General features: G+C 74.1%; 17 protein-coding genes. 12 read left to right on the top strand and 5 right to left on the bottom strand.

What is annotated here, in order from left to right; translation table 11 throughout:
* The first annotated feature begins 120 nt into the window (after window positions 1-120).
* Both UIS43_RS10865 and UIS43_RS10860 read left to right on the top strand, forming a co-directional pair.
* Window positions 121-561: an NfeD family protein gene (locus tag UIS43_RS10865; protein ID WP_013154452.1), complete on the top strand. Its 441-nt coding sequence runs from the start codon at window positions 121-123 to the stop codon at window positions 559-561.
* 44 nt (window positions 562-605) lie between these two features.
* Window positions 606-1,691: an SPFH domain-containing protein gene (locus UIS43_RS10860; RefSeq protein WP_013154451.1), complete on the top strand. Its 1,086-nt coding sequence runs from the start codon at window positions 606-608 to the stop codon at window positions 1,689-1,691.
* A 139-nt stretch (window positions 1,692-1,830) separates the two neighbouring features.
* Here the strand turns inward: UIS43_RS10860 and UIS43_RS10855 are convergent, their stop codons facing one another.
* Together UIS43_RS10855 and UIS43_RS10850 are read right to left on the bottom strand one after the other, a co-directional pair.
* Window positions 1,831-2,796, bottom strand: coding sequence for a quinone oxidoreductase (locus UIS43_RS10855; protein ID WP_370013071.1), 966 nt, complete (start codon window positions 2,794-2,796; stop codon window positions 1,831-1,833).
* A gap of 39 nt (window positions 2,797-2,835) precedes the next feature.
* A complete protein-coding gene (locus tag UIS43_RS10850; protein ID WP_370013070.1) occupies window positions 2,836-5,151 on the bottom strand; it encodes a protein kinase in 2,316 nt (771 codons plus the stop codon).
* 303 nt (window positions 5,152-5,454) lie between these two features.
* Here UIS43_RS10850 and UIS43_RS10845 point away from each other — a divergent pair, with 303 nt between their 5' ends.
* Window positions 5,455-5,745, top strand: a complete 291-nt coding sequence (locus UIS43_RS10845) for a DUF6504 family protein (RefSeq protein WP_013154448.1) — start codon at window positions 5,455-5,457, stop codon at window positions 5,743-5,745.
* A gap of 318 nt (window positions 5,746-6,063) precedes the next feature.
* Here UIS43_RS10845 and UIS43_RS10840 read toward each other — a convergent pair whose 3' ends face one another.
* Window positions 6,064-6,639 (bottom strand): GNAT family N-acetyltransferase, encoded by a 576-nt coding sequence (locus UIS43_RS10840; RefSeq protein ID WP_013154447.1) that lies wholly within the window; start codon window positions 6,637-6,639, stop codon window positions 6,064-6,066.
* Window positions 6,640-6,812: 173 nt separating this feature from the next.
* Window positions 6,813-7,913, bottom strand: a complete 1,101-nt coding sequence (locus UIS43_RS10835) for a peptidoglycan recognition family protein (RefSeq protein WP_370013069.1) — start codon at window positions 7,911-7,913, stop codon at window positions 6,813-6,815.
* A 199-nt stretch (window positions 7,914-8,112) separates the two neighbouring features.
* Between UIS43_RS10835 and cobC the strand changes: the two genes are divergently transcribed.
* From cobC to UIS43_RS10790, 9 genes are all read left to right on the top strand, one after another.
* The gene (gene cobC / locus UIS43_RS10830; RefSeq protein WP_041553206.1) at window positions 8,113-9,138 is read left to right on the top strand and encodes an Rv2231c family pyridoxal phosphate-dependent protein CobC; all 1,026 of its coding nucleotides are present in this window, start codon (window positions 8,113-8,115) and stop codon (window positions 9,136-9,138) included.
* A 1,460-nt stretch (window positions 9,139-10,598) separates the two neighbouring features.
* Window positions 10,599-12,446 carry a nicotinate-nucleotide--dimethylbenzimidazole phosphoribosyltransferase gene (cobT, locus tag UIS43_RS10825; RefSeq protein WP_358410941.1) on the top strand — a complete coding sequence of 616 codons (1,848 nt, stop codon included), beginning with the start codon at window positions 10,599-10,601 and terminating at the stop codon, window positions 12,444-12,446.
* Between the two features lie 215 nt (window positions 12,447-12,661).
* A complete protein-coding gene (gene cobA, locus UIS43_RS10820) occupies window positions 12,662-13,942 on the top strand; it encodes a uroporphyrinogen-III C-methyltransferase (protein ID WP_013154443.1) in 1,281 nt (426 codons plus the stop codon).
* A 70-nt stretch (window positions 13,943-14,012) separates the two neighbouring features.
* Entirely contained in the window at window positions 14,013-15,908 is a 1,896-nt protein-coding gene (locus UIS43_RS10815; protein WP_013154442.1) for a dynamin family protein, read from the top strand.
* Window positions 15,905-18,313 (top strand): GTPase, encoded by a 2,409-nt coding sequence (locus UIS43_RS10810; protein ID WP_370013068.1) that lies wholly within the window; start codon window positions 15,905-15,907, stop codon window positions 18,311-18,313. The genes UIS43_RS10815 and UIS43_RS10810 overlap by 4 nt, the downstream gene beginning before the upstream one ends.
* Window positions 18,314-18,874: 561 nt before the next feature.
* Window positions 18,875-20,251 (top strand): GGDEF domain-containing protein, encoded by a 1,377-nt coding sequence (locus UIS43_RS10805; protein WP_370013067.1) that lies wholly within the window; start codon window positions 18,875-18,877, stop codon window positions 20,249-20,251.
* 85 nt (window positions 20,252-20,336) lie between these two features.
* The gene (locus tag UIS43_RS10800; RefSeq protein WP_013154439.1) at window positions 20,337-21,560 is read left to right on the top strand and encodes a DUF4192 domain-containing protein; all 1,224 of its coding nucleotides are present in this window, start codon (window positions 20,337-20,339) and stop codon (window positions 21,558-21,560) included.
* Window positions 21,561-21,843: 283 nt separating this feature from the next.
* A complete protein-coding gene (gene ettA, locus UIS43_RS10795; RefSeq protein WP_013154438.1) occupies window positions 21,844-23,508 on the top strand; it encodes an energy-dependent translational throttle protein EttA in 1,665 nt (554 codons plus the stop codon).
* 138 nt (window positions 23,509-23,646) lie between these two features.
* Window positions 23,647-24,168 (top strand): globin, encoded by a 522-nt coding sequence (locus UIS43_RS10790; protein WP_013154437.1) that lies wholly within the window; start codon window positions 23,647-23,649, stop codon window positions 24,166-24,168.
* A 49-nt stretch (window positions 24,169-24,217) separates the two neighbouring features.
* Here UIS43_RS10790 and UIS43_RS10785 read toward each other — a convergent pair whose 3' ends face one another.
* Window positions 24,218-24,661: a thioesterase family protein gene (locus UIS43_RS10785; protein WP_013154436.1), complete on the bottom strand. Its 444-nt coding sequence runs from the start codon at window positions 24,659-24,661 to the stop codon at window positions 24,218-24,220.
* Between the last annotated feature and the right edge of the window lie 48 nt (window positions 24,662-24,709).

Raw genomic sequence — 24,709 nt, 5'->3', positions numbered from 1 at the left:
CGGCGGGGGCCGCGTCCGTGTGTCACGGCAGGGGAACACTGGAGCCGGATCGCGTGCTTCGCCGGGTCCGTGTGGGTAGCGTAAGGAATACCCGAACATGAGCGGGAGGGCCGCAGGAACATGGACGCCTGGTTGATCTGGCTCATCCTCGCCGTGGGCCTGGGGGTCGTCGAGGTCTTCACCCTCACGTTCGTACTGGGCCTCCTGGCGGTCGCGGCGCTGGTCGCCGCCCTCCTCGGCGCCATCGGCCTTCCGGTGGCCGCGCAGATCATCGGGTTCACCGCCACCGCGGCGGCCGGGATCTACCTCGTGCGGCCGATCATGCGGCGCCAGCTCAGGGGCGGCCCCGTCGTCAGGTCGGGCGCCCAGGCGCTCGTCGGACGCTCCGCGGTCGTCCTCCAGGAGGTCGGCGCCGACCGGGGCAGGATCAAGCTCTCCGGGGAGGAGTGGTCCGCGCGCTGCATCGACGAGGACCTCGTCATCCCGGTGGGCACACGCGTCGACGTCATGGAGATCGACGGGGCCACAGCCGTGGTCTACCCGCGCGAAGCACTGCCCTGAAACCCGACACAGCCACGTCCCCGACCTAGGCCAGGTGCCAGCACATGGAACCCACCATCGCCCTCATCATCCTCGCGGTCGTCGTCGTGGCCGTCGCCCTGTCGGCGATCCGCATCGTCCCACAGGCCAGGGCGTACAACATCGAGCGCTTCGGCCGCTACATCCGCACCCTGAACCCGGGTCTGAACTTCCTCATCCCGGGCGTGGACCGCGTCAACTCCAAGTTCGACCTGCGCGAGCAGGTGTTCACCTCGCGCCCGCAGCCCGTGATCACCGAGGACAACCTGGTCGTCAACATCGACACCGTGCTGTACTACCAGGTCACCGATCCCAGGGCCGCGGCCTACGAGGTCGCCAACTACATCCAGGCCATCGACCAGCTCACCGTCACCACGCTGCGCAACGTCATCGGCTCCATGGACCTGGAGAAGACCCTCACCTCCCGCGAGGAGATCAACACCCGCCTGCGCGGGGTCCTGGACGAGACCACCGGCAAGTGGGGCATCCGCGTCAACCGCGTGGAGATCAAGGCCATCGACCCGCCGCCCACCATCAAGGAGGCGATGGAGAAGCAGATGCGGGCCGACCGCGACAAGCGCGCGGCCATCCTCCACGCCGAGGGCGAGCGCCAGTCACGCATCCTCAAGGCGGAGGGCGCCCGCCAGCAGGCCATCCTGGAGGCCCAGGGCGACCAGCAGGCGGCCATCCTGCGGGCCGACGGCGAGGCCAAGGCGATCGAGCGCGTGTTCCAGGCGGTGCACGCCAACAACGCCGACGCCAAGGTGCTCGCCTACAAGTACCTGGAGACCCTGCCGTCCCTGGCCGAGGGCGACGGCAACACCTTCTGGGTGATCCCCGGCGAACTCACCGAGGCGGTCAAGAACGTCAGCCACGCCTTCGCGGGCAACGCCCCGACGGTTCCCTCCACGGAGAAGGAGGACGAGCAGGCCGAACCCCGGGGACCCGCGCAGCTCACGGCGCCCGATCCCACCCGGTCCTCCTCGGCGCAGGCGGCCGTGGACGCGGCCGAGGCCGCCGAACGCGCGGTGGCCGACGCCCGCGACGACGTCCGGCGGGCCGGGTCGGCCCTCGGCGGCTCCCGGCCGCCCGGGCCCCGCGAAGAGGACTGACTAGGGTCCGTCCGCGCGGGCCGGGGGCAGGGCGCGCACGGTTGCGTGCGAAGGACCGGATGACCGGTCCGTCCGTGAGGGCGGGGGAGAGGTGACACCTTCCCCCGCCCGCCGTGTGCTCGGCGCGCGGCCGTCCGGCTCAGACCAGCAGGAGCTTGCCGGTGGTCCGGCGCGAGGCCAGGTCGCTCTGGGCCCGTCCCGCGTCGGACAGCGGGTAGCGCCCGCCGATCCGCACGTCCAGACGGCCCTCGCCCACCAGCGCGAACAGGTCGCCGGCCCGGCCCAGCAGCTCCTCGCGGTCGGCCACGAAGTAGGCCAGCGAGGGCCTGGTCAGGTACACCGAACCGGCGGAGTTGAGCCGCTGCGGGTCCACCGGGGCCACCTCTCCCGAGGACTGCCCGAACAGCGCCAGCACGCCGCGCGGGCGCAGCGACGCCAGGCTGGCGTCGAAGGTGTCCCGGCCGACGCCGTCGTAGACCGCGGCCACCCCCTCGCCGCCGGTGAGGTCGCGCACCGCCTCGGCCACGGGGGTCTCGGTGTAGCGCACCACCTCGTCCGCGCCCGCCCCACGGGCGATGCGCTCCTTCTCCTCGGTGGACACGGTGCCGATGACGCGCGCGCCGCGCTCCTTGGCCAGCTGGGTGACCAGCAGGCCGGTGCCGCCCGCGGCCGCGTGCACCAGCACGGTGTCGCCCTCGGCCACCGGGTACACCGAGCGGACCAGGTAGTGGGCGGTCATGCCCTGGAGCAGCAGGGCGGCGGCCTGCTCGGCGGAGACCGCGTCGGGGACGGGGACGACCAGCGAGGCCTTGACCACGGCCCGTTCGGCGTACGCGCCGGGGGCCATCGCCCAGCCGACCCGCTGCCCCACGGACAGGTCGGTGACGCCCTCGCCAACGGCGGCCACCACGCCCGCGCCCTCCATCCCCGGGACATAGGGGAGCGGGACGTCGTACAGGCCGCTGCGCTGGTAGATGTCGATGAAGTTGACCCCGCGGGCCTCGACGTCGATCAGGACCTCCCCGGGACCGGGCGCCGGGTCGTCCCTCTCGGCCAGCCGCAGCACCTCGGGCCCGCCGTTCTCCTCGATCACGATGGCACGCATGGGTCCACTGCTCCTTCCGGGTCGGCTCCCGGCATCATGTCAGCTCGGAGCCGGGACCGGCCACGGCGGGCTGGCCGACTGGTCCTCCTCGAGGATCTCGTGGACCGAGAACGCGGTGTACAGCACGCCCAGGAAGTCGTTGCCCGGTCCGGAGCGGGTGACGATGCCGACCCTGCGGCGGTCCTCCACGGCCTCGGCGTCGTCGGGGAGGGGCTCCTCGTCCACCGCGGTCACGGCGTGCTCGCCGTTGACCCACAGGGAGAGCTCCATGACCTCGTTGCCGTCCCCGTCCTCCTGCAGGGAGCAGGAGAGGGTGACGGTGTTGGTGGGGATGTTCTCGTGGTCGAACCCGAGGGGGTCGCGCTCCTCGTAGCCGTACTCCTCGCGCACCGACTCGTCGAAGAGGGGTTGGGGGGTGTATCCGGCGACGTCGGTGGTCTCGCCGAGGGTGATGTCGCCCTCGGCCTCGTGCATCCGGCGGATCTCCGCGCGCTGGCCGTCGTAGCGCAGCAGTCCTTCGTACTGGCTCCGGTACTCCTCGCCGTCGTTGTCCCAGCAGCGCACGCCGAACGTCGCCTGTTCCGGGCCCTGGACCACGTACGCGGTGGTACTCACCAGGACGTCGTCCGGCAGGACCTCCTCGCGGTCCAGCGACACGACCTCGCCCCGGCTGGGGCTGTCCTCGGGGTCGAGCTGGAGCAGGGCGCCCCTGCGCTCGGCCCAGTAGCCGTCGGACTCCTCGTGCTCGTAGGTCCTGCTGACCCAGCCGGGATCGGTGGTGAAATCGGTGTTGTAGACGGAGACGGTGTTCTCCGGGATCTCCGGGCCGCCGTTGAGCAGGACCGTCGCGCCCACGGCGGCCACCAGGACGACCGCGCCCGCGGCCGCGCCGATCACCACCAGACGCCTGCGTCTGCGCGGGGAGCCGCCGGACGGCCCGGCGGGTCGGCCCGCTGGGTCCGGACCGCCGGGTCCGCCGGGGTTTCCCGGACCGCCGGGACCGGAGTAGGCGTTGAAGGCGGGCCGGCCCTGGGGCGAGGACGCGTAACCGCCGTGCGCCTGGTGCGTCCAGGGGGCCTGACCGCCGGAGTTGGCGTAGTGGCCGGGAACCTGCTGGCCATGGATCGGAGGCTGGCCCTGGGGCGGGTACCCGCCGTGCCCCGTGCCCGGCTGGGGTCCCGGGGGCTGCGGCCCCGGGTTGCCGTGGTGCTGCTCCACGCCGGGCTGCTGGACCACGTGGGGCGGCTGTACCGGGTGCTGGACGTGGGCGGGCGGCACGTACGGGTTGTGCCGCGCGGCCTGCGTGTGGAGGGGCTGGCCGCCGTCCGGGAGCGCGGCGCCCTGCTGCGGTCCGCTGTCCGGGTGCCGCGCGTCCACCTGCTGCGGTCCGCTCGGCGTCTGGTGCGCCGCGGGCCCGCTCTCCCGCACCCCGGTGTCCTGGGGCGGCTGCCCCGGGACCGGGGAACTGCTCGGCGGGGCCCACGAGGTGCTGATCGTGCGCTCCACCTCGGCCTCCTGCGGGTCCTCCTGGCCGGTCAGCCTGGCCAGGAGCTGCTTGGAGGTGGGCCGGTTGGCCGGGTTCTTGTCCAGCGCCGCGTTGACCAGGTCGTACAAATCCGGGTCCAGGCCGTCCAGGCGCGGCGGTGCCGAGGAGATGTTGTGCAGGACGGCGGGCACCGTGGCGGCGTCGAAGGGGGCGGTGCCGGTACCGGCGAAGGCCACCAGGCAGCCCCACGCGAAGATGTCGGCGGCCGCGGTGGCCCGCTCGCCCAGGATCAGCTCCGGGGCCATGTACGAGGGGGTGCCCATGAGCTGGCTGGAGCGGGTGACCGCGTCCGCCGCCTCGTCCAGGGCGCGGGCTATGCCGAAGTCGATGACCTTCGGGCCGACCGGGGAGAGCAGTACGTTCGCGGGTTTGAGGTCGCGGTGGACCACGCCGGAGCCGTGGATGGCGGTGAGCGCCGCGGCCACGCCCATGGCCAGGCCCTCCAGGGTGCCGCCCGTCATCGAGCCGTCCGCGCGGACCGCCTCGTCCAGGTTCGGGCCCGGCACGTACTCGGAGACGATGAAGAGGGGATCGCCCTCCAGGCGGGCGTCGATCACCCCCGCGGTGGAGAAGCGGGCCACACGGCGCGCGGACTCGACCTCGCGGGCGAAGCGCAGCCGGAAGGACTCGTCGTCAGCCAGGTCGGGGTGGATGAGTTTGACTGCGACGGGTCGGTCGGAGGCGTCCCTGGCGAGGTAGACGGTGCCCATACCGCCCCGGCCGAGACGGCTCACGATGCGGTAACCGTCGAGTTCGCGCGGGTCCCCCGCGCGCAGGGGTTTGCCGCTCTGGTGCCCGTTCGACGTCACAGTTGGGGGTCCTCATATGAATCGTGGAGTTCGCGCTCACAGCGTACCGATGCCGTCACGCTGGTGCGTTCTGGACTGACAGCCCCCTCGGCTTCCACGGACGCGGGGCCCGGATCCGGGGGCGGGGTGTTCGAAAGCGGCGCGCGGACGCGCCGTGTCAGTCGTGGGGATGCCCCTCGCGCCGAAACGGTTCCCCGGAGGCACCGGTTTTCGCTAGGATTAGAACACACGTTCGAACACCTGGCCGCGTCTTCCCCACGGATGGGTGTCCCGGTGGCGTGTGCCGGGACTGACAGGAGGCGGATGATGCTGAGGGGAAGTGTCGTGGGACGGTACTACGGGGCGGAGGTGACCGTCGTCGAGGACGAGGGGCGCCCGGCCCGGTTCGTGTGGAACGGCAGGGTGTACGGAGTGCGCAGGATCCTCGAACACTGGGTCACGCTGCGCATGGACTGGACACCGGCGCGTGAGTCCCAGGCGCCCGAGCGCAGGCACTGGCGGGTGGAGGCGGGCACGGCCCAGTCCCAGGGGGTGTACGAACTGCGCCACGACACGGCCACCGGAAGGTGGCTGCTCTCCCGCGTGTGGGGGTAGGGCGCGCTCGGGGGCGGCCCCCGGGCCGGCTCGCCGTGCCCCCACCGGGCCCCGGCTGACGCCGCCCGCCCCGCGCCCGCCCTCCTCCGCGCCGATCCCCGGTGGCGCCGCGCACGCGGTACCCGCTCGGGCGGTGTCCGTTCGTGGGGCAGCCGCCGGGCACGTCCGCTGCGGCCCCGTACGCTCCGCGACCGCGACGCGGCCCCGTCCGCGTGCCCCGTACGCTCCGCGACCGCGGGCCGGGGGGCGTGCGGCCCCGGCCGCGTGCCCGGTACGACCGGTGCGGCTGGGGAGCACGGTGCGGACGGGGTGCGCCGGTCAGCCCAGGTCGCCGGGGAGCAGGCTGTACACCGCCAGGTCGGCGCGGCCCTCGTGCAGCGGCATCGCGCTGCGTTCGACGCCCTCCAGGCTGAACCCCGACCGCTCCGCGACCCGGCGCGACCCGGTGTTGCCGGTGGCGGCCTTGATCTCCACCCGCTGGAAGCCCTGGTCCAGCGCCCAGCGGGAGACGGCCACGGCGGCCTCCGTCGCGTATCCGCGGCCGCGGCCCCACGGCGAGACCCAGTACCCGACCTCGGTGTTCATCGACGCCCACACGACACGCACCAGGCCCACCGAGCCCACGAGCCGCTTGGACTCCCGCTCGACCATGGCCCACTGCTGTCCCTCACCGCAGGTACGCAGGGCGGGGGCCACCTCACAGCACCACCGCTCGGCCTCCTCCCGGGTGTAGGGCACCCCGGGAAGGGGGAGGGGGAGCCAGCGTTGGAGCTCGGCGTCGGTGCAGGACGCGTGTACGTCGTCGACGTCGCCCTCGACGAACGGGCGCAGCCGCAGGCGCTCGGTCTCCAGGATCACTGACGGCAGTATCGGTCTGTCTTGTGCGATGGTCACGCCTCTCCCCTCGGGTCGGAGTGCGCTCACGATACGCGCAGAGTCCGAGTGCGGCACCCGGGTTTCTCCACGAGCCCCGAGGGGCGGGCCGTACCGCCCCGACCAGGGAGTACCCGTCGGGGCGGCCGTGGACCGCGTGCGGACCACGGCTCCGGCGGGCACCCCCCGTCCGCCTAGGCCAGGCCCGCGATGACGCGCTGGCGGACCGCGCTGTCGAACACCTCGGAGAAGGCGTTGCCCGGGCACTCGGTCTCCAGCCAGTCGCGGTGCCGGGAGATCGCGTCGCCCGGCGTGACCACGCCCGTGCCCGGGTTGACGTACTCGATCTGCCCGGCCGGGTCCACGCCGGTCACCGCGCACAGCACGCGCAGCACGTCGACCAGGGAGTCCTGCGCCGCCCGCGTGGGCAGCTCGTCGGTGAAGTCCCCGAGCAGGCACACGCCCACGTTGCCCTGGTTGAACCCGTAGGCGTGCCCCGCGGTCACCGACTCGGCCCGCCCCGGCCGCGGGATCCCGGAGAAGACCGGCACGCCGTCCTCGCCCGAGTGGCGGCCCTCGTAGACCACCCCGTCGGGGTCGATGAGCACGTGGTAGCCGATGTCCCCCCACAGCTGCTGCACCGCGTGCAGGTAGTACACCGCCCGCACGTCCGCCGCGTGGTCGTCCCCGGTCGGCATCGCGGTGTGGTGCACGGTCAGCGCCTGCACGGGGTGGAACTCCGCCTCCCACAGGTTGTCGCCCTGGTCGTCGAAACGCCAGGACTCGTCGGCGCCCCAGCCCGCGCGGGTGCGGAACGGGACGCTGGTCCGGCCGCGCAGCGTACCGGAGGCCTCCGCGGACAGCGACGCCTGTGCGGGGCCGCCGAAGCGCAGACCCTCTCCGTCGCGCAGGTTCACGGCCGCGGTCCCCCCTCTCGAACGCACCTCGTAACCGGTGGCGCCCTCGGGCGCGCGCACCAGCGCGGCGGCGACCGGGTCCCGGCCGTCGCGGCCCCCGGTGTGCAGGTGCACCGGGTTCCACGAGCCCAGGCCGTCGGCGGTCTCGAAGCGGACCGCCGCGTCGGCCTCTCCGGGGTCACCGGTGACGGCCACCATGTCGAAGCGCAGGTCGGGGCGGACCAGTCCGTGTGAGGCGGAGGGCTCCGCCAGCACGCGGGGGACCGTGCGGTCGCCGCCGGTGTCGGCCAGTGCGGGGCGGGCGGAGGTGAGCGCGGTGCCCAGCGCGGTCAGTCCTGCAGCGGCGGTGGCACCGGCCAGGAGGGTACGCCTTCGCATCGTGTGTCCGTTCTCTCGGATCGGGCGGGGGCCCTGAGGGTGGGAACGCGCACACCCTGACACAGGGCCGTGAGCCGCGCCACCAACGGCACGTCCGAATATGTGGCGAAGGCACCCCCTGTTATCAGAAAGGGCTGCTGATGCCGTATGGTGCGATGTTTTTCCTGCGAAGAAAGGAACATACGGGGTGGGGGAGTACATGGACGCGGGCCACGACCTGCGCCACCACGGTGACGCCGAGGTCGGCGGCGGGCTGCTCGACCTGGCCGTCAACGTGCGGGGCCGGACGCCGCCCGCCTGGCTGGGGCGGCTCCTCGCCGACTCGCTGACCGGCCTGGGTGCCTACCCCGACCCCTCCCGCGCGCGGAAGGCGGTCGCCCGGCGCCACGGACGGGAGCCGGGCGAGGTCCTGCTCACCGCCGGGGCGGCCGAGGCCTTCGTCCTCCTGGCGCGGGTCCTGAACCCCCGGCGGGCGGTCGTCGTGCACCCCCAGTTCACCGAGCCCGAGGCCGCCCTGCGCGCCGCCGGGCACGCCGTGGACCGGGTGCTGCTGGAACCGGACTTCACCCTCGACCCCGCACTGGTCCCCGAGGACGCCGACCTGGTCGTGGTGGGCAACCCGACCAACCCGACCTCCGTGCTCCACCCCGGACCGGTCCTGGCCGGGCTGGCCCGCCCGGGGCGCGTGCTGGTCGTCGACGAGGCCTTCGCCGACTGCGTTCCCGGCGAAACGGAGTCGCTGGCCTCCCGCGGGGACCTGCCGGGCCTGGTGGTGGTGCGCAGCCTCACCAAGACCTGGTCCCTCGCCGGGCTGCGCGCCGGGTACCTGCTCGCCGAACCCGACCTGGTGGCCAGGTTCTCCGAGGCACAGCCCCTGTGGTCGGTGTCCACGCCCGCCCTGGTCGCGGTGGAGGCGTGCTGCAGGCCGGAGGCCCTCGCCGAGGCCGACGCCTGGGCGACGTCCCTGACCGAGCACCGCGACGACCTCGCCGCGGGCCTGCGGAACCTGGGCCTGCGGGTGGTCCCGGGAGCCCGGGCCTCGTTCCTGCTGGTAGCGGACCCTGAGGCGGACCGGCTGCGGGCCCGCCTCAGGGAAGGGGGGATCGCCGTCCGGCGCGGTGACACCTTTCCCGGCCTCGGCCCGGAGTGGTTCCGGGTGGCGGTCCGCGAACCCGCCGTCCACCGGGTCCTGACGGACGCGCTGGGGGAGTTGCTCGACCGGTGAGGCGCGTCCGCGTACGGGGGCCGTGCGCGCGGACGACCGCCGGAGCCAGCGCGCGTTCCCGGGGTTCCCGGCCGCCGCGCCGTCTGGACCGGGCCCGTCGCCGGGGCCGGAGCACGCCCGCAGGGTTCCCGGCCTCGGCCGTGTTTCCCGAGCCTGGCCGTTCCCGGAGCCAGCGCGCACCCGCTCGGTCTCTGGCACAGTTGGTGATGACTCGGAAGCTCCGGCGACCGGGTCGGCACCGGCCGCCCCGGGTCCGCGGGACCCGTGCGGGCGGCACGGAAGCGGCGGACTACGCTTACCGGTCTATGCCGGACGAGGCGGAGACGGGCCCGTCACAACACCTCTTGCGTGGAGCGATCATGACCAGAGACGACCGCGAGGACGCCCGGCGCGGCGAGGAGGGCGGAGCCGAGCCGTCCCGCTGGAAGGGCGGCAGACCCGCCTCGGGAACCGGTCCCCGCCTCGGCGGCCTGTTCGACGGGCTCCCCGAGAGCGGGCGCGGCGCCCGGGCCCAACCCCCGCGCGGCTCCTCGGGCACGGCCAACCCGTTCCGGCAGCGGCCCCGGCCCCCCGCGCCGGCCGACCCCGCGCCACGGGTCCCCTCCGCCCCGGTCTCGCCCTACGGCGCGCTTCCCCTGGACATCCCCCCGGCCCCGCGACCGGAGGCCGAGCCGACGGTCGAGCTCGCGGCGGACGCGCCGTCGCCGACCGGGTCGCCGCACCGGCCCGACGTCATCCCCTTCCGCGGCGGCGAGCGCCCCGCCGGGAGCGATGCGGCCAGCCCGGGAGCCGTGCCGAGTCCGGTTCCCGGGAGCCCCGAGAGCCAGGCGGGCCCGGAGCGGACCGTTCCCTCCGCCGAGTCCGAACATCCGGCGGAGCCCAGCGGTCCGGCCGAGCCGGAGCCCCTGGCCGAGCCGGAGCCCTCGACGGCGCTCGCGGACGCTGCCGCGCTCGCGAGGTCGGCGGTGCTCGCGAAGGCGGCGCGCCCACAGGAGGCGGTGCCCGCGCACGGCACGACGACCGCCCGAGCCGCCGCACCCGCCCGCCCGGTCACGCCCGCACGTCCGGCCGTACCCGTCCGTCCAGCGGCGCCCGCCCGCCAGGGCGCCCCCGCCCCACCGCCGGCGCCCCCGCGCCCCGCCGAACCCGTGCACACCGCGGCGTCCGCGCACCCCGCCGCGCCCCCGAACACCGAGGTACCCGCCCGCCCGGACACGCCCGCACCCCCTGTGGCTTCCGCCCGCCCGGCCACGTCCGCGCCCCCCACGGGGCCTGCCCGCCCGGCTGCTCCCACCCGTCCGGCGGTACCCGCACGCCCGGCTACGCACCCCGCCCGGACCGTCCGCCCGCCCGGGACCACCACCGACCCGGAGGAAGCGGGGGCCGGGGACGCCGGAGCACCGACCACAGACCACGGACGCGCGGAACAGCACTCCGCGACCACCGAGCCGGAGCAGAGCATGCACGCACACGAACCATCCGAGCCCCTGCCCGGGCCCGCCGGGCCTCCTGTCCAGACCGCCCCCGAGCCCGCGGCCGCGTCCACCGCCCAGGCTCCCGAGCGGGCCGGCAACGGCTCCGTCCACGCCTACGGCGAGGCCGAGCGCGCCGCCGTCTACCGGGCCATCCGCGAACGCCGCGACGTCCGGACGGGCTTTCGGCCCGACCCCGTGCCCCACGACGTGCTCATCCGCGTCCTGGAGGCCGCCCACCAGGCCCCAAGCGTCGGCGACTCCCAGCCCTGGGACTTCCTGGTCATCGAGGACCCCGGCCTGCGCGCCCGCGTGGGCGACCTCGCCGCGGCCGAGCGCGAGGACCACGCCCACGCACCGCCGGGCGTCCGCGCCCGCGCCTTCGCCGGACTCAAGGCCGAGGCGGTCCTCGACGCGCCCCTCAACATCGCCGTCACCGTCGACCCCACACGGGGAGGACGGCACGCCCGGGGCCGCCACGCCCGCCCCCTGAGCGCCGACCACGCCGCGGCGCTCGCCGTGGAGAACCTCTGGATCGCCGCGCGCGCCGAGGGGCTGGGCGTCGGCTGGCTCACCTTCGTCGACGAGCGCGACGTCGCCCGCGCCCTCGAACTCCCCGCCCACCTGGACGTGGCCGCCTACCTGTGCGTCGGCTACGTGGAGGAGTTCCCCGCCGAGTCCGAGCTCAGCCTCTCCGGCTGGGCCAGGGAGCGCCCCCTGTCCTGGGCGGTGCACCACGACCGCTACGGCCGCCGCGGTCTGCCCGGCCGGGAACCCACGAGCCTGCTGGAGGAGACCATCACCGCCGTCGGAGCGCTGGACACCCGCGCGATGGAGGAGGCCAGGGACCGCCAGGACCGGATGACCAAGCCGCCCGGCTCCCTCGGCTTCCTGGAGGAGGTCTCGGTCCAGCTGGCCGGGATCTCCGGGCAGTGCCCGCCGCCGATCCCCGACCCGGCCGCCGTCGCCGTGTTCGCGGGCGACCACGGCGTGCACGCCCAGGGGGTGACCCACTGGCCCCAGGAGGTCACCGCCCAGATGGTGCACAACTTCCTGGAGGGCGGCGCCGTCGTCAACGCCTTCGCCGCCCAGGTCGGCGCCGAGGTCACCGTCGTGGACGTCGGCGTGGCCGCGGACCTGCCCCGTGCCCCCGGCCTGCTGGCCCGCAAGGTCGCGCGCGGCACCGCCGACCTCACCCAGGGGCCAGCGCTCACCCGCGAGCAGACCCTCCAGGCCCTGGAGTGCGGCATCGAGGTCGCCCGCGACCTGGTCTCCGCGGGCAACCGCTGCCTGGTCACCGGCGACATGGGCATCGCCAACACCACCCCGGCCGCCGCCCTGGTGTGCGCCTTCACCGGAGCCGACCCCGCGCACGCCACGGGACGGGGCACCGGTGTGGACGACGCCGTGTACGCCCACAAGGTCGACGTGGTGCGCCGTGCCCTGGCCGAGCACCCCGTCGACCCGGCCGACCCCATCGGCACCCTGGCCGCCCTGGGCGGCCTGGAGCACGCCGCCCTGGCGGGGTTCGTGCTCGGCGGCGCGGCCCTGCGGGTCCCGGTGCTGCTGGACGGGGTCATCGCCGGATCGGCCGCCCTGGCCGCCGCCGCGATTTCCCCGGAGGCCCTCAGCGCCTGCTTCGCCGGGCACCGCTCCAGCGAGCCCGGGCACAGCCTGGCCCTGGAGCACCTGGGCCTGCGCCCCCTGGTCGACCTGGAGATGCGCCTGGGCGAGGGCTCCGGAGCGCTGCTGGCACTGCCGCTGCTCCAGAGCGCGGCGCGTGTCCTGCACGACGTCGCCACCTTCGACGACGCGGGCGTCTCCACCGCCCCCTGACCTGGGGCGCCCCACCGTCCCCCGCCCGCACCGGCCCCCGGTGCGGGCGGGCTCACACCCCCGTTGCGGGACCCGTTTACACCCGCGTAATACCTCTTTGACAAGGTACTTTTGGAGCAATCGCCGAACTATCGCCGGCGGCTGGCGGTCCTCCTCCGCCAGCACCCCGCCGTCGTCGCCGGGGACCGGCACGGACGACCGAAGGGGCGCGACACATGACCTATCTCCTTGGTTTGCGCATGCGGGGACGCGACGTCCTCGTCGTCGGAGGGGGCAGGGTCGCCCAGCGGCGCGTCCCCGTGCTCATCGAGGCCGGGGCCCGCGTCACCCTCGTCTCCCCCGAGGCCTCGGCGGCCCTGGAGGACCTCGCCTCGGCCGGACGCCTCACCTGGCACCGGCGGCCCTACGCCCCCGGCGACGTCGCGGGCCCGGACGCCCCCGCCCACTGGCTCGTGCACGCCGCCACCGACGACCCCCGCGTCAACGCCGCCGTCGCCGAGGAGGCCGAGAACGCCCGCGTGTGGTGCGTGCGCGCCGACGACCGCCACGCCTCCTCCGCCTGGACCCCCGCCAGCGGCAGCGCGGCCGGGGTCACCGTGGGCGTCGTCGCCTCCGGAGACCCCCGCCGCTCGGCCGGACTGCGCGACGCCGTCGTCGACGGCCTCGCCGACGGCACCCTCGACGCCCGCCGCGGACGCGAGCGCCTGCGCGGCGTCGCGCTCGTGGGAGGAGGTCCCGGCGACCCCGGCCTGATCACGGTGCGGGGACAGCAGCTCCTCTCCCAGGCCGACGTGGTGGTGGTCGACCGGCTCGCCCCCACCTCCCTCCTGGACCGCCTGCCCGCCGACGTCGAGATCGTCGACGCCGCCAAGATCCCCTACGGCCGGTCCATGACCCAGGAGGAGATCAACGCGACCCTGGTCGACCGCGCCGGACGCGGGAAGTTCGTGGTGCGGCTCAAGGGCGGCGACTCCTTCCTCTTCGGCCGCGGCGGCGAGGAGGCCGCCGCCTGCGCCGCCGCGGGGATCCCCGTCATCGCCGTGCCCGGTGTGACCAGCGCGCTCGCCGCCCCGGCCAGCGCGGGCATCCCCGCCACCCACCGCGGCGTGGCCCAGGACCTGCACATCGTCTCCGCGCACGTGCCCCCCGGGGACGGGCGCTCCACGGTCGACTGGGCCGGACTCGCCCGCGCGGGCGGTACCGTCGTCGTCCTCATGGGGGTGGAGCGGATCGAGGCGATCGCCGAGGCCCTCGTCTCCCACGGCAGATCCGCCGACACCCCCGTGGCGGTGGTACAGGAGGCCACGCTGCCGGGGCAGCGGACCGTCACCGGTACGCTGGCCACCATCGCCGCCGCGGCCCGATCGGCCGGAGTGCGGCCCCCCGCGGTGGTGATCATCGGAGAAGTGGTCAAAACAGCGCGGGATCTTGACATACTGCACACGGGAAACCAGTTCGAGACCCGTCGACTGGCGACCGGGCGCGATCTCCAGTGAGACCTCCGCCCGCGGCGTACGTCGCTCCGCGGCGGGAACCGTCAGCACCGATGAGGAGGGCACCCCGATCATGACCCGGCCGTCGGCCGCACCGGGGACCAACGGTCCCGGCGCTCCGGACCGGTTCGGAACCGGACCGGCCGCCACCTCCGAACAGCCCGCCCAGGGCTCCGCACCCGCGCGCGAGGCGGACACCGAGGCCGTCGGCGCCCGACGGGGGCCCACCGTGCCGCTCGCCGCCGGACCGGCCAAGCACCGCGCCCCCCAACCCGAAGAGAACCACTTCGAACAGGTCCTGGAAGCACTGCGCAAGCACATCCGGGACCTGGAGTTCGCCGAGGGCCTGCCCAGTGACGAGGAGGGCCGCGCCCTCCAGGCGGACGTGCTCGCCCAGCTCTCCGACTACGTCCTGCCCCGGGTCCGCCGCCCCGACATCCCGCTGCTGATCGCGGTCGCCGGATCCACCGGAGCGGGCAAGTCCACCCTGGTCAACAGTCTGGTCGGCGAACAGGTCACCACCACGGGCGTGCGCCGCCCCACCACCAACAGCCCCGTCCTGGCCTGCAACCCCGCCGACGTCGACTGGTTCAGCGAGGCCTCCTTCATCCCCTCCCTGCCGCGCGTGCGCCAGCAGGGCCTGGCCATGCCGGGCAAGGACGGCATGCTCGTGCTCGCCGCCACCGAGGCCATGCCCCCGGGCGTGGCCCTGCTCGACACCCCCGACGTCGACTCCGCCGTCGCCGCGCACCACGAGTTCGCGGCCAAGTTCCTCGACGCCGCCGACCTGTGGGTGTTCGTCACCACCAGCAGCCGCTACGCCGACGCGCGCGTGTGGGAGTTCCTCCAGGTCGCCCGCGACCGCGACACCTCCCTGGCCGTCGTGCTCTCCCGGGTGCCGCGCAGGGGCAGGCGACAGCTCCTGGACCACTTCGGCGCGATGCTGGAGGCCAACGGCCTGGGCGCGGCCGCGCGGTTCGCCATCCCCGAGACCGACCAGATCCGGGGCGAGCGCTTCACCTCCAACGTCGCCGACCACATCCGCGACTACCTGGCGGAGGTCGCGGGCGAGGCCGAGCAGCGCGACCGCGTCTCACGGCGCACCTTCATCGGCGTCATCGACAGCTTCCGGACGCGGGTGCCCGAACTGGCCCGCCAGGTGGAGGCGCAGATCGAGACCGGCCGCACCCTCACCGCCGCCGTCGACGACTCCTACGCCGCCGCCCGCGACCGCGTCGACACCAGCCTGGCCGACGGCTCCCTGCTGCGCGGATCGCTGCTGGCCCGCTGGCAGGAGGTGGCGGCCGGGGGAGAGCTCACCAGGAGCCTGCGCCCGCGCGGCAGGCGCACGCGCCTGGGCGGCCGCGCCGAACAGGCAGAGCGCGGCCAGCGGGTCGGTGCCCTGGAGCGCGCCATCCGCGACGGCCTGGAGGCCCTGGTGGTCTCCACCTGCGAACGCGCCTCCGACGAGGTCGAGCGCAGGTGGCGCGAGGTCCCCGGCGGCGGCGACCTCGCCTCCAAGGCCCTCAACCAACCCGGCACCGGCCTGCTCTCACAGCAGATCCGCCAGGAGATCACCGAGTGGCAGCGCGGCGTCGCCGAGATGACCACCGCCAGCGGCGCCACCAAGCGCTCCGTGGCGCGGTTCGTCACCTTCGACCACGACGTCGTCGCCCTGGTCCTGATCATCGACCTGCTCGGTTACGAGCGGTCCCGCTCCGGAGGCGGCGCCCATGCGGCCGAGGCCTCCGGCCCTTCCCCGCAGCGCCTGCTCAAGGGGCTGTTCGGCGCCCAGTCACTGCGTAGCATTGGCGCAGCGGCACGGGACGACCTGCGCCAGCGCGTCCAGGGCCTGCTCGACCGCGAGCGCGTGCCCTTCGACAGCGCCCTGGCGTCTGCCGCGATCCCGTCCGAGGACACCGCCGTCCAGCTCTACCAGGCCACGTACAACCTTGAGATTGCACGATGACGACTCAATGGAACCCCGCGCAGGCGCACGGGGAGCCCGGTGCGCACGCCCGCGCCGAGGACGAGGACCGCGAGAGCGGACAGAGCGCGTCCGGCGCCGGTGACGACGGGCGCCCCCGCGGCGACGCGGCGTCCGGGCCCTGGCGCGGGTACACCATGCCGGTGCCCGAGCACCCCGACCACGCCGTGTCCGAGGCGGGCTCCGAGGATCCCGCCTACGACGGCATCGCGGCCTACCCCGACCCCTCGGGCGCCGGGGCTCCGCACCGGGGCGTCCAGAGCGACCAGGGCGCTCCGCGCGGTACGGACGCGGAGCCGGAGGGCCCGGTGCCGTCCCCCGCCGCGCAGCGGCGCTCTGGGCGCCACGCGCGGTCCCTCGCCGACAGGGAGCGCGAGGCGGTCCGCCGTCCCGCCGAGGACCACCACGAGGACCCCGACGGACTCGCCGGATGGGTGGGCAGCCTCGCCGAGGCCGCCGACGACACCCGTATCGCCGGGCGCGCCACCGGCGCCTTTCCGGTCGTCGGCCAGCAGCCCGAGGACGGGGGCGAGGACCAGGCGCCGCCCCGTGCGCGGGAGGCCTCCCCGGAACCGGATGAGCACGAGGCGTCCGAGGAGCCCGCGCCGGCCGGATCCGGCGCCGCGGAGGGGATCGAGCCGCTGCCCCGCCGCGTCCCCGGCCCCTCCGCGGTCTCCGGGGCCTTCCGCGCCGTGGGCGCCGACACCGCCGCCGACGCGGAGGAGGACGAGGAGTACCGTCCCACCACCCACGACACCTGGCACTCCACCCGCTCCACCACCCGGGCCGAGCTGATCGAGCGCCTGGACGCGCTGTCCACCCTCACCGAACTGGGCCGCGACGACCTGCCGCAGGAACTCGTCGCCCGGTCCACCCAACTGCTCGACCACGCCGGGGCACGGCTGCGGCTGTCGGGCGACCACACCGTGGTCGCCCTGGCGGGCGGTACCGGCAGCGGCAAGTCCTCGCTGTTCAACGCCCTGTGCGGGCTCCAGCTGTCGCAGACCGGCGTCACCCGGCCCACCACCTCCAAGGCGCACGCCTGCGTGTGGGGCCACGAGGGGGCCGACGCCCTCCTGGGCTGGCTGGGCGTCCCGACCCGCTACCGCCACTCGCGCACCAGCGTCCTGGACACGGGCAACTCCGAGCTGACCGGCCTGGTCCTGCTCGACCTGCCCGACCACGACTCCGTCCGCAGCATGCACACCGCCGAGGCCGACCGCCTCATCGGCTCGGTCGACCTGCTGGTGTGGGTGCTCGACCCGCAGAAGTACGCCGACGCCGCGGTGCACCACCGCTACCTGGCCCAGATGGCCGGGCACGGCGCGGTCACCGTCGCCGTCCTCAACCAGGTCGACAAGGTCGAGCCCGCCGAGCTGGAGGAACTGCTCACCGACCTGCGCCGCCTGCTGGAGACGGAGTCGGGGGTGCACCCGCGGGTGATCACCACGTCCACGCTCACCGGCCAGGGCATCCGCGACCTGCGCGAGTTCCTCGCCGAGACGGTGCGCGAGCGGCGCGCGCTGGTGGACCGGCTGGCCGCCGACCTGGACCAGGTGGTCGAGCCCTTCGGGGAGTTCCAGGGCGAGGGCGCGGTGCCCGAGGCGGTCCCGGCCCAGGTGCGCGCCCGCGTCCAGGAGGGACTGGCCAACGCGGCCGGTGTGGCGGCGGTCGCCGACGTCACCGAGACCAACGACGTCCGGCGCGGCAGACGCCAGGTCGGCTGGCCGGTGGCCCGCCGCTCGCTGCGGCTGGGCAAGGACCCGCTCGCCGCGGTCCAGCTGGACTTCCTGCGCCGCGACAGCGGCAGCGGTGTGGGCGGCCCGGTGGACGCGCACGAGGCCGAGCTGGAGACCGCGCTGGGCGAGGCCGCCGACAGTGTCTCGGAGGGCATGCCCCCGATGTGGCGCCGCCGCATGCGCGCCGTGGCCCGCGGCGCCGTTCCCGAGCTGCCCGCCGAACTGGGGCAGGCCGTGGCCGGGGCGGTCGGCGATCCCGACCGGAGCCCGTCGTGGTGGAAGGTCGCCCGTGCGGCCCAGTACGCGCTGCTCGCGGTCGCGGGCCTGGGCCTGGCCTGGGCCGTCGTGACCCTGTCGAGCTGGCTGGGCGGCGGCATCACCGGCCTGGTGGTGTTCGACGACCCGGTGTTCGCCGCCTACTCCGGCGTCCTGGTGGTCGCGGCCCTGCTGGTGGGGTGGCTGACCGGGGTGGGCTGCGGCAACCTCGTCGAGGTGGCCGCGGTCCAGCGCCGCGAGGACGTGGAGCGCACGGCCTCCGCCCGGGTCCGGGAGATCACCGGGCTGCGCGTCGTGGAGCCCCTGGAGGCCGAACTGGCCAGGTACCGGGCGTTCCGGGCGGCCTACGAGGTGGCCAGGACGGCGGACTGACCCCGGGGTCCGGAGGGGCGCTGACGCCCCGACCGGAGCCCCACCGCGTTTCCGAGGCCGGGGACGGGCGGCACCGCGCCGCCCGTCCCCGGTGATCTTCACTCAGCTGTAACGGGTTCTAGACCCAGACAGTGCCGTTGTACATGTGTGCTCCTTGTAGTGAGTGCCGTGGGGGCCCAGGCGTTCGGGGTGTCAGGCGGTCGACACGCCGTGCCACGCAGTGGCTACCGTGGAGGGTCCCTACGGCAGGATGCCCTAGATCACCGCTGAGCCCAACCCCGTGAAAACCGGGTGCCTCGGCCGTAAGCCGTTACCCATGGAGATCACACAATCAGCAATTAAGTTATTACCCAACGTAATGTAAAGTGGAGCGTGTCGCGGGACTGACGTGCCGCACCGCTGTCGGGCTCCGACACCCCGTTGTCGTAACCGACTGGCACCGTAAGGGAACGCGCGGCGAAACAACCCCGTCGAAGGGAGAACCGTGGGAGGCGGTGGACCCATCAGAGGCGGGTGTAGGAGTCGGACGGTGGAGAGCGATGTGAGGAGGGAGGCGCAACGGTGAGCATCTCTGAGAAGCCGATCGCGCCGGCCGGGCGTCCTGAGGACGAACGTCCGCGCTGGCCGATCCTCCAGCAGCCACGCGGACTGATCGTCTACATGGCTCTGCTCGTGTCCGCGACGCTGTTCCTGTTCGGAGGCGCGGTGGCGCTGACCGCCCCCGCGGTGATGGACCTGGTCACCCTGGTCGCGCTGCTGACGGGCGCCGTGCTCTGCGTGGAGGCGGGCCGCCGCCTCGGCACGCCGGCCGGGATCAACCGGGACTTCCTGGGGGCCTGGTGGTTTCCGGCGGTCCTCCTGCTGCCGCCGCTGTACGCGCTGATCCTCCCGGTGCCCGTCTTCCTGATGCTCCAGTACCGCACGCGCCGGGCGCTGCTCCACCGGCGGGTGTTCAACGCCGCCTCCATCGCCCTGTCCGGGTTCCTGGCCTCGGTGACCTGGCACTCGATCTGGGGCGGCGGCCTCGTCGACGGGCTCAGCGGCACCCCCGGCGCGCACGAGTACCTGACCACGGGCCCCGGCGTGCTCGTCGCCGTGCTGTGCTGCACGGGGTTCACCGTCCTCAACAACCTGCTCGTCGCGGTGGCCGCGCGGATCAGCAGCGGCCCCGGGCACACCCTGCGGCCCATGTGGGACCGCGAGGCCCTCATCGTGGACGCCGTCGAGTTATGTGTCGGCGTCACCGTCGCCATCCTCGCGCACCTGTCGCTGTTCCTGCTGGTCATCGCGGTCCCCCCCGTGCTGCTGCTCCAGCGCAGCCTGATGTACCAGCAGCTCCAGATGGCGGCGCGGACCGATCCCAAGACCGGCCTGCTCAACGCCCCCACCTGGGAGCAGGAGGCGTCGGTGGAGATCGCCAGGGCCCGCTCCTCGCGGGGCAGGGCGGCGGTGCTGATCATCGACATCGACCACTTCAAGAGGGTCAACGACAACCACGGGCACCTGTTCGGCGACCAGGTGCTGCTCGGCGTGGCCACCACCATCGCCCAGCAGCTGCGCCAGTCCGACCTGCTCGGCCGGTTCGGCGGAGAGGAGTTCGTGGTGCTGCTGCCCGGCTCCGACACCGCCGAGGCCTGGCGGGCCGCCGAGCGCCTGCGCTCCCAGGTGGGACGCATGGAGATCGCGGTGGACGACGTGCCGGTGTCCATCACCATCTCGATCGGCGCGGCCGTCATCGGCGACCACGGCAACGACCTGGTGGAGCTGCTCACCGCGGCCGACCTCGCGCTCTACCGGGCCAAGGAGACCGGCCGCAACCGCGTGTGCCTGCCCGCCGGGCGCACCGGGAGCAGCGGCAAGATCCCGGGGCCGCGGGGAGGCGAGATCTCCGGTCAGACGGATCCCAAGGACCCCACCGAGCACACCGAACTTCCGTGACCCGCGGTTTCGTGGTCCGGCGGAGTTGTCCACAGCGCGAAGAAGGGCGTTGCGCCCGAACCGTCGGATCACGCACCGTGAAGATATGCACTCTGACCAGCCGCACCACTCCCTCGGCCCCTCCGACCCCCGACGCCCCCTCGACTCCGCGCGGGCTCCCGACCGTCCCGCCCCGTCCGACCGTTCGACCGCGCCCGGGCGCTCCCCGGGCGAAGGCGCCCCCGTTCCCCCGCCCCGGAGCCCCGGCGGGCCGGGGCCGACCGGCCCCGCGGCGGCGGGCGCGGCCCTCACCCTCACCAACCCGACCGACATCATCGCGACCCTGCCCTACCTGGTGGGCACGCCGCCCGATCCGGGGATCGTGGTCCTCGCCGTGCGCGACAAGGGCGTGCACTCGGCGTTCTGCGCGGACCTGGAGCGCCTGGCCGCCTCCGGCGACCCGTTGGAACGCGCGGTCGTCCCCGTGGACATGGCCGTCGCTGAGGGCTGCACCGCCCTGGTGGCCGTGGCCTACGGGCCGCCCGAACGGGTCACGCCCTACGTGGACGGGATCCTGTCCGCCGCCCGGAGCCGCGGCCTGACCGTCGTCGACGCCCTGCGGGTCACCGGCGGCCGGTACTGGTCCTACACCTGTGCCAGGGCCGACTGCTGTCCGGTGGAGGGGACCGTGGTCAACGTGGACCGCTCCACCGTCCCGGCCAGCGCGGTCCTGCACGGGATCGTCCCGGTCCAGCCGCTCTCCGGGGTCACGGCCGAGATCGAGCGGGTGCGGGAGGTGCTGCGGCCCGTGCACGGTTCCGAACGCGCCGCGATGGACGTGGTCGCCGAGGAGGTGCAGGCGCGCGCCCGACGGCTCCTGGAACAGGGGATGCGGGGCTCGCTCACCGACCGCGGTCTGAGCGCCGTGCTCGCGGCGGTGCGGGCCGAACGGGCGGGCCGGGGCGTCACCGACCGGGAGGAACTGGCCTGGCTGGGGGTCTACCTGGGTGAGATCCGGGTGCGTGACGAGGCGTGGGCGCGCATCACCGCCGAGGCGGCCCCCGTGCACCAGGAACTGTGGGCCAGGGTCACCCGCCACCTGCCCCGGCACCAGCGCGCGGCGCCCGCCTCGCTGCTGGCGGTCGCCGCCTGGCAGCGCGGGGACGAGCCCCTGGCCGCCGCGGCGCTGGAGGTGGCCCTGGCCGCCGACCCCGGCTACTCCATGGCGGTGCTGATGAGCCGGGCCCTGGCCTGGGGGCTGCCCGTGGAGCGCTGGCGTGAGTTCACGCCCCGCTGGCTGCGGGCGAGGAGCCAGCGGCCGCAGGAGTGAGGGGACGCGGCCTTCGCGGGCGCGGCCGGGCCCGTCCGGCGGACCCCACCGCCCCGATCCGGCGGGACCCCCGTACGGAACCGGGTCCCACTCCCCGTGCGGAACGGGCCCCGCCTCGGCCGTGGGGCGGTGGCCTTGTGGCCGCGACGGAGGCCCCGGACCGGCCTCACCGCCCCGGGCCGTGGAGCCGCGGCCTTCTCGGTCGCGACCGCCGCCCGGAACCGGCTCCCGCGGGCCCGGGCCATGGCGGGGGCATTGGCCGCGACACCCTAGGCTTGGACTCATGCCGGAGTACATCTACACCATGAACAACGTGCGCAAGGCGCACGGCGACAAAGTCGTCCTGGACAACGTTTCGGGGTCGTTCCTGCCCGGAGCCAAGATCGGCGTCGTGGGCCCCAACGGTGCGGGTAAGTCGACGCTTCTGAAGATCATGGCCGGCATCGAGCAGCCGTCCAACGGCGAGGCGAGGCTCATGCCCGGTTTCACCGTCGGACTGCTCGCGCAGGAACCCCACCTCGACCCGGACAAGACCGTCCTGGAGAACGTCGAGGACGGCGTCGCCGAGACCAAGGCGATGCTGACCCGCTTCAACGAGATCGCCGAGCAGATGGCGACGGACTACTCCGACGACCTGCTCGAGGAGATGGGCAAGCTCCAGGAGCAGCTCGACCACCGGGGCGCCTGGGACCTGGACAGCCAGCTGGAGCAGGCGATGGACGCGCTGCGCTGCCCGCCCGGCGACGCCTCCGTCACCCAGCTCTCCGGTGGCGAGAAGCGCCGCGTGGCCCTGTGCAAGCTCCTGCTGGAGCAGCCCGACCTGCTGCTGCTCGACGAGCCCACCAACCACCTCGACGCCGAGAGTGTGAACTGGCTGGAGCAGCACCTGGCCAAGTACCCGGGCACCATCATCGCGATCACACACGACAGGTACTTCCTGGACCACGTCGCCACGTGGATCCTGGAGCTGGACCGGGGCCAGTTCTACCCCTACGAGGGCAACTACAGCGTCTACCTGGAGACCAAGCAGGCCCGCCTGAAGGTCGAGGGGCAAAAGGACGCCAAGAAGGCCAAGCGGCTCAAGGACGAGCTGGAGTGGGTCCGCTCCAACGCCAAGGCCCGCCAGACCAAGAGCAAGGCCCGCCTCCAGCGCTACGAGGAGATGGCCGCCGAGGCCGACAAGACCCGCAAGCTGGACTTCGAGGAGATCCAGATCCCGCCGGGCCCGCGCCTGGGCAACACCGTGGTCGAGGTCAAGAACCTCACCAAGGGCTTCGGCGACCGCGTGCTCATCGAGGACCTGAGCTTCTCGCTGCCGCCCAACGGCATCGTCGGCGTCATCGGCCCCAACGGTGTCGGCAAGACGACGCTGTTCAAGATGATCGTCGGCGAGGAGACCCCCGACCAGGGCAGGATCAACGTCGGCGAGACCGTCGAGATCTCCTACGTCGACCAGTACCGCGGCCGCATCGACGACACCAAGAACGTCTGGGAGACCGTCTCCGACGGCGAGACCTTCATCCAGGTCGGCAAGGTCGAGATCCCCAGCCGCGCCTACGTCGCCGCGTTCGGCTTCAAGGGCTCCGACCAGCAGAAGCCGTCCGGTGTGCTCTCCGGCGGTGAGCGCAACCGCGTGAACCTGGCGCTCACCCTCAAGCAGGGCGGCAACCTGCTGCTCCTGGACGAGCCCACCAACGACCTGGACGTGGAGACCCTCGGCTCGCTGGAGAACGCGCTGCTGGACTTCCCCGGCTGCGCCGTGATCACCTCCCACGACCGCTGGTTCCTCGACCGCGTCGCCACGCACATCCTCGCGTGGGAGGGCGACGCCAACTGGTACTGGTTCGAGGGCAACTTCGAGTCCTACGAGAAGAACAAGGTCGAGCGCCTGGGCCCGGACGCCGCGCGCCCGCACGCGGTCACCCACCGCAAGCTCACCCGCGACTGACCGGCCGGGGCCGAGCGCCCCGCGCCGAGCGGTGCCCAGGGCCCGCGGCCGGATCCCCGATCCTGCCGCGGGCCCTCGCGCTCCCGCGCCCCGGCGGACGACTCGTCCGGGCCGGGGCGGTCGCATACCCTGGTGGCGATGACTTCCGCGCGCGATTCCCAGCAGAGCGCGGGCGACGAGCCCGTGCAGATGACGTTCTACGAGGCCGTGGGCGGTGAGGAGACCTTCACCCGCCTGGTCCGCCGCTTCTACGAGGGGGTGGCCGACGACCCCGTGCTGCGGCCCATGTACCCCGAGGAGGACCTCGGCCCCGCCGAGGAGCGCCTGCGCCTGTTCCTCATCCAGTACTGGGGCGGCCCCCGCACCTACAACGAGCAGCGTGGCCACCCCCGGCTGCGCATGCGGCACGTGCCGTTCCGCATCGGCGTCGCCGAGCGCGACCTGTGGCTCACGCACATGCGCGCCGCCGTGGACTCCCTGGACCTGCACGAAGCCCTGGAGCGCCAGCTCTGGGAGTACATGGTCATGGCGGCGCACAGCATGGTCAACGTGCCCGAGGAGACCACCGCTCCCGAGGTCGCCAACCCGACCCGGGTCTCGGTGTCCGCCAAGGGCGACGACGGGGACGACGGCGAGGCCGTCACCATCTCCCTCAAGTGATCCGAGGCGACACGGCCGCCGGGACCGGGCCGCCCGGTCCCCGCGGCGCTCAGGCGTAGTCGGCGAGGAAGGCGCGCTCGACCTCGTTGAGCCGCCGGGCGCGCTGCGTGGGCACGTCGAAGCCGACCAGCACCGTCCTGGCCCGCAGGTACACCGTGGTCTCGTCCCGGATCTCGTAGGCCAGCGTGAAGCTGGCGTTGCGCACCTCGGTCACCCACAGCTCCACGCGCACCGGCTCGGAGCGGGGCAGCAGCGGGGCCGCGTAGTCCGCCTCCTGGCGGGCCACCACCATGGCGCCGAAGACCTCGTCGCCCTCGACGGCACCGCCGTAGCGCAGGAAGGACACCCGGGCGTCCTCCAGGTAGGTCAGCATCCGCACGTTGTTGACGTGGTGCTGCGGGTCGAGGTCGGCGTAGCGGACCTGCGCGAGGTGCACGTGCCTCCGGGGCTCGGCCGTCCGGGTGTCGGCGGCTCCGGTCTCGGTCTGTGTCACGTCCGGATCCTCTCGCGCTGTTCTCCTGGGGGGCGGTCCCCTCGATTG

Source organism: Nocardiopsis sp. LDBS0036 (assembly GCF_041228755.1).
In the GTDB taxonomy this organism is placed as follows: Bacteria; Actinomycetota; Actinomycetes; order Streptosporangiales; family Streptosporangiaceae; genus Nocardiopsis; species Nocardiopsis dassonvillei.
This window is presented reverse-complemented; position numbering and strand designations above follow the sequence as displayed.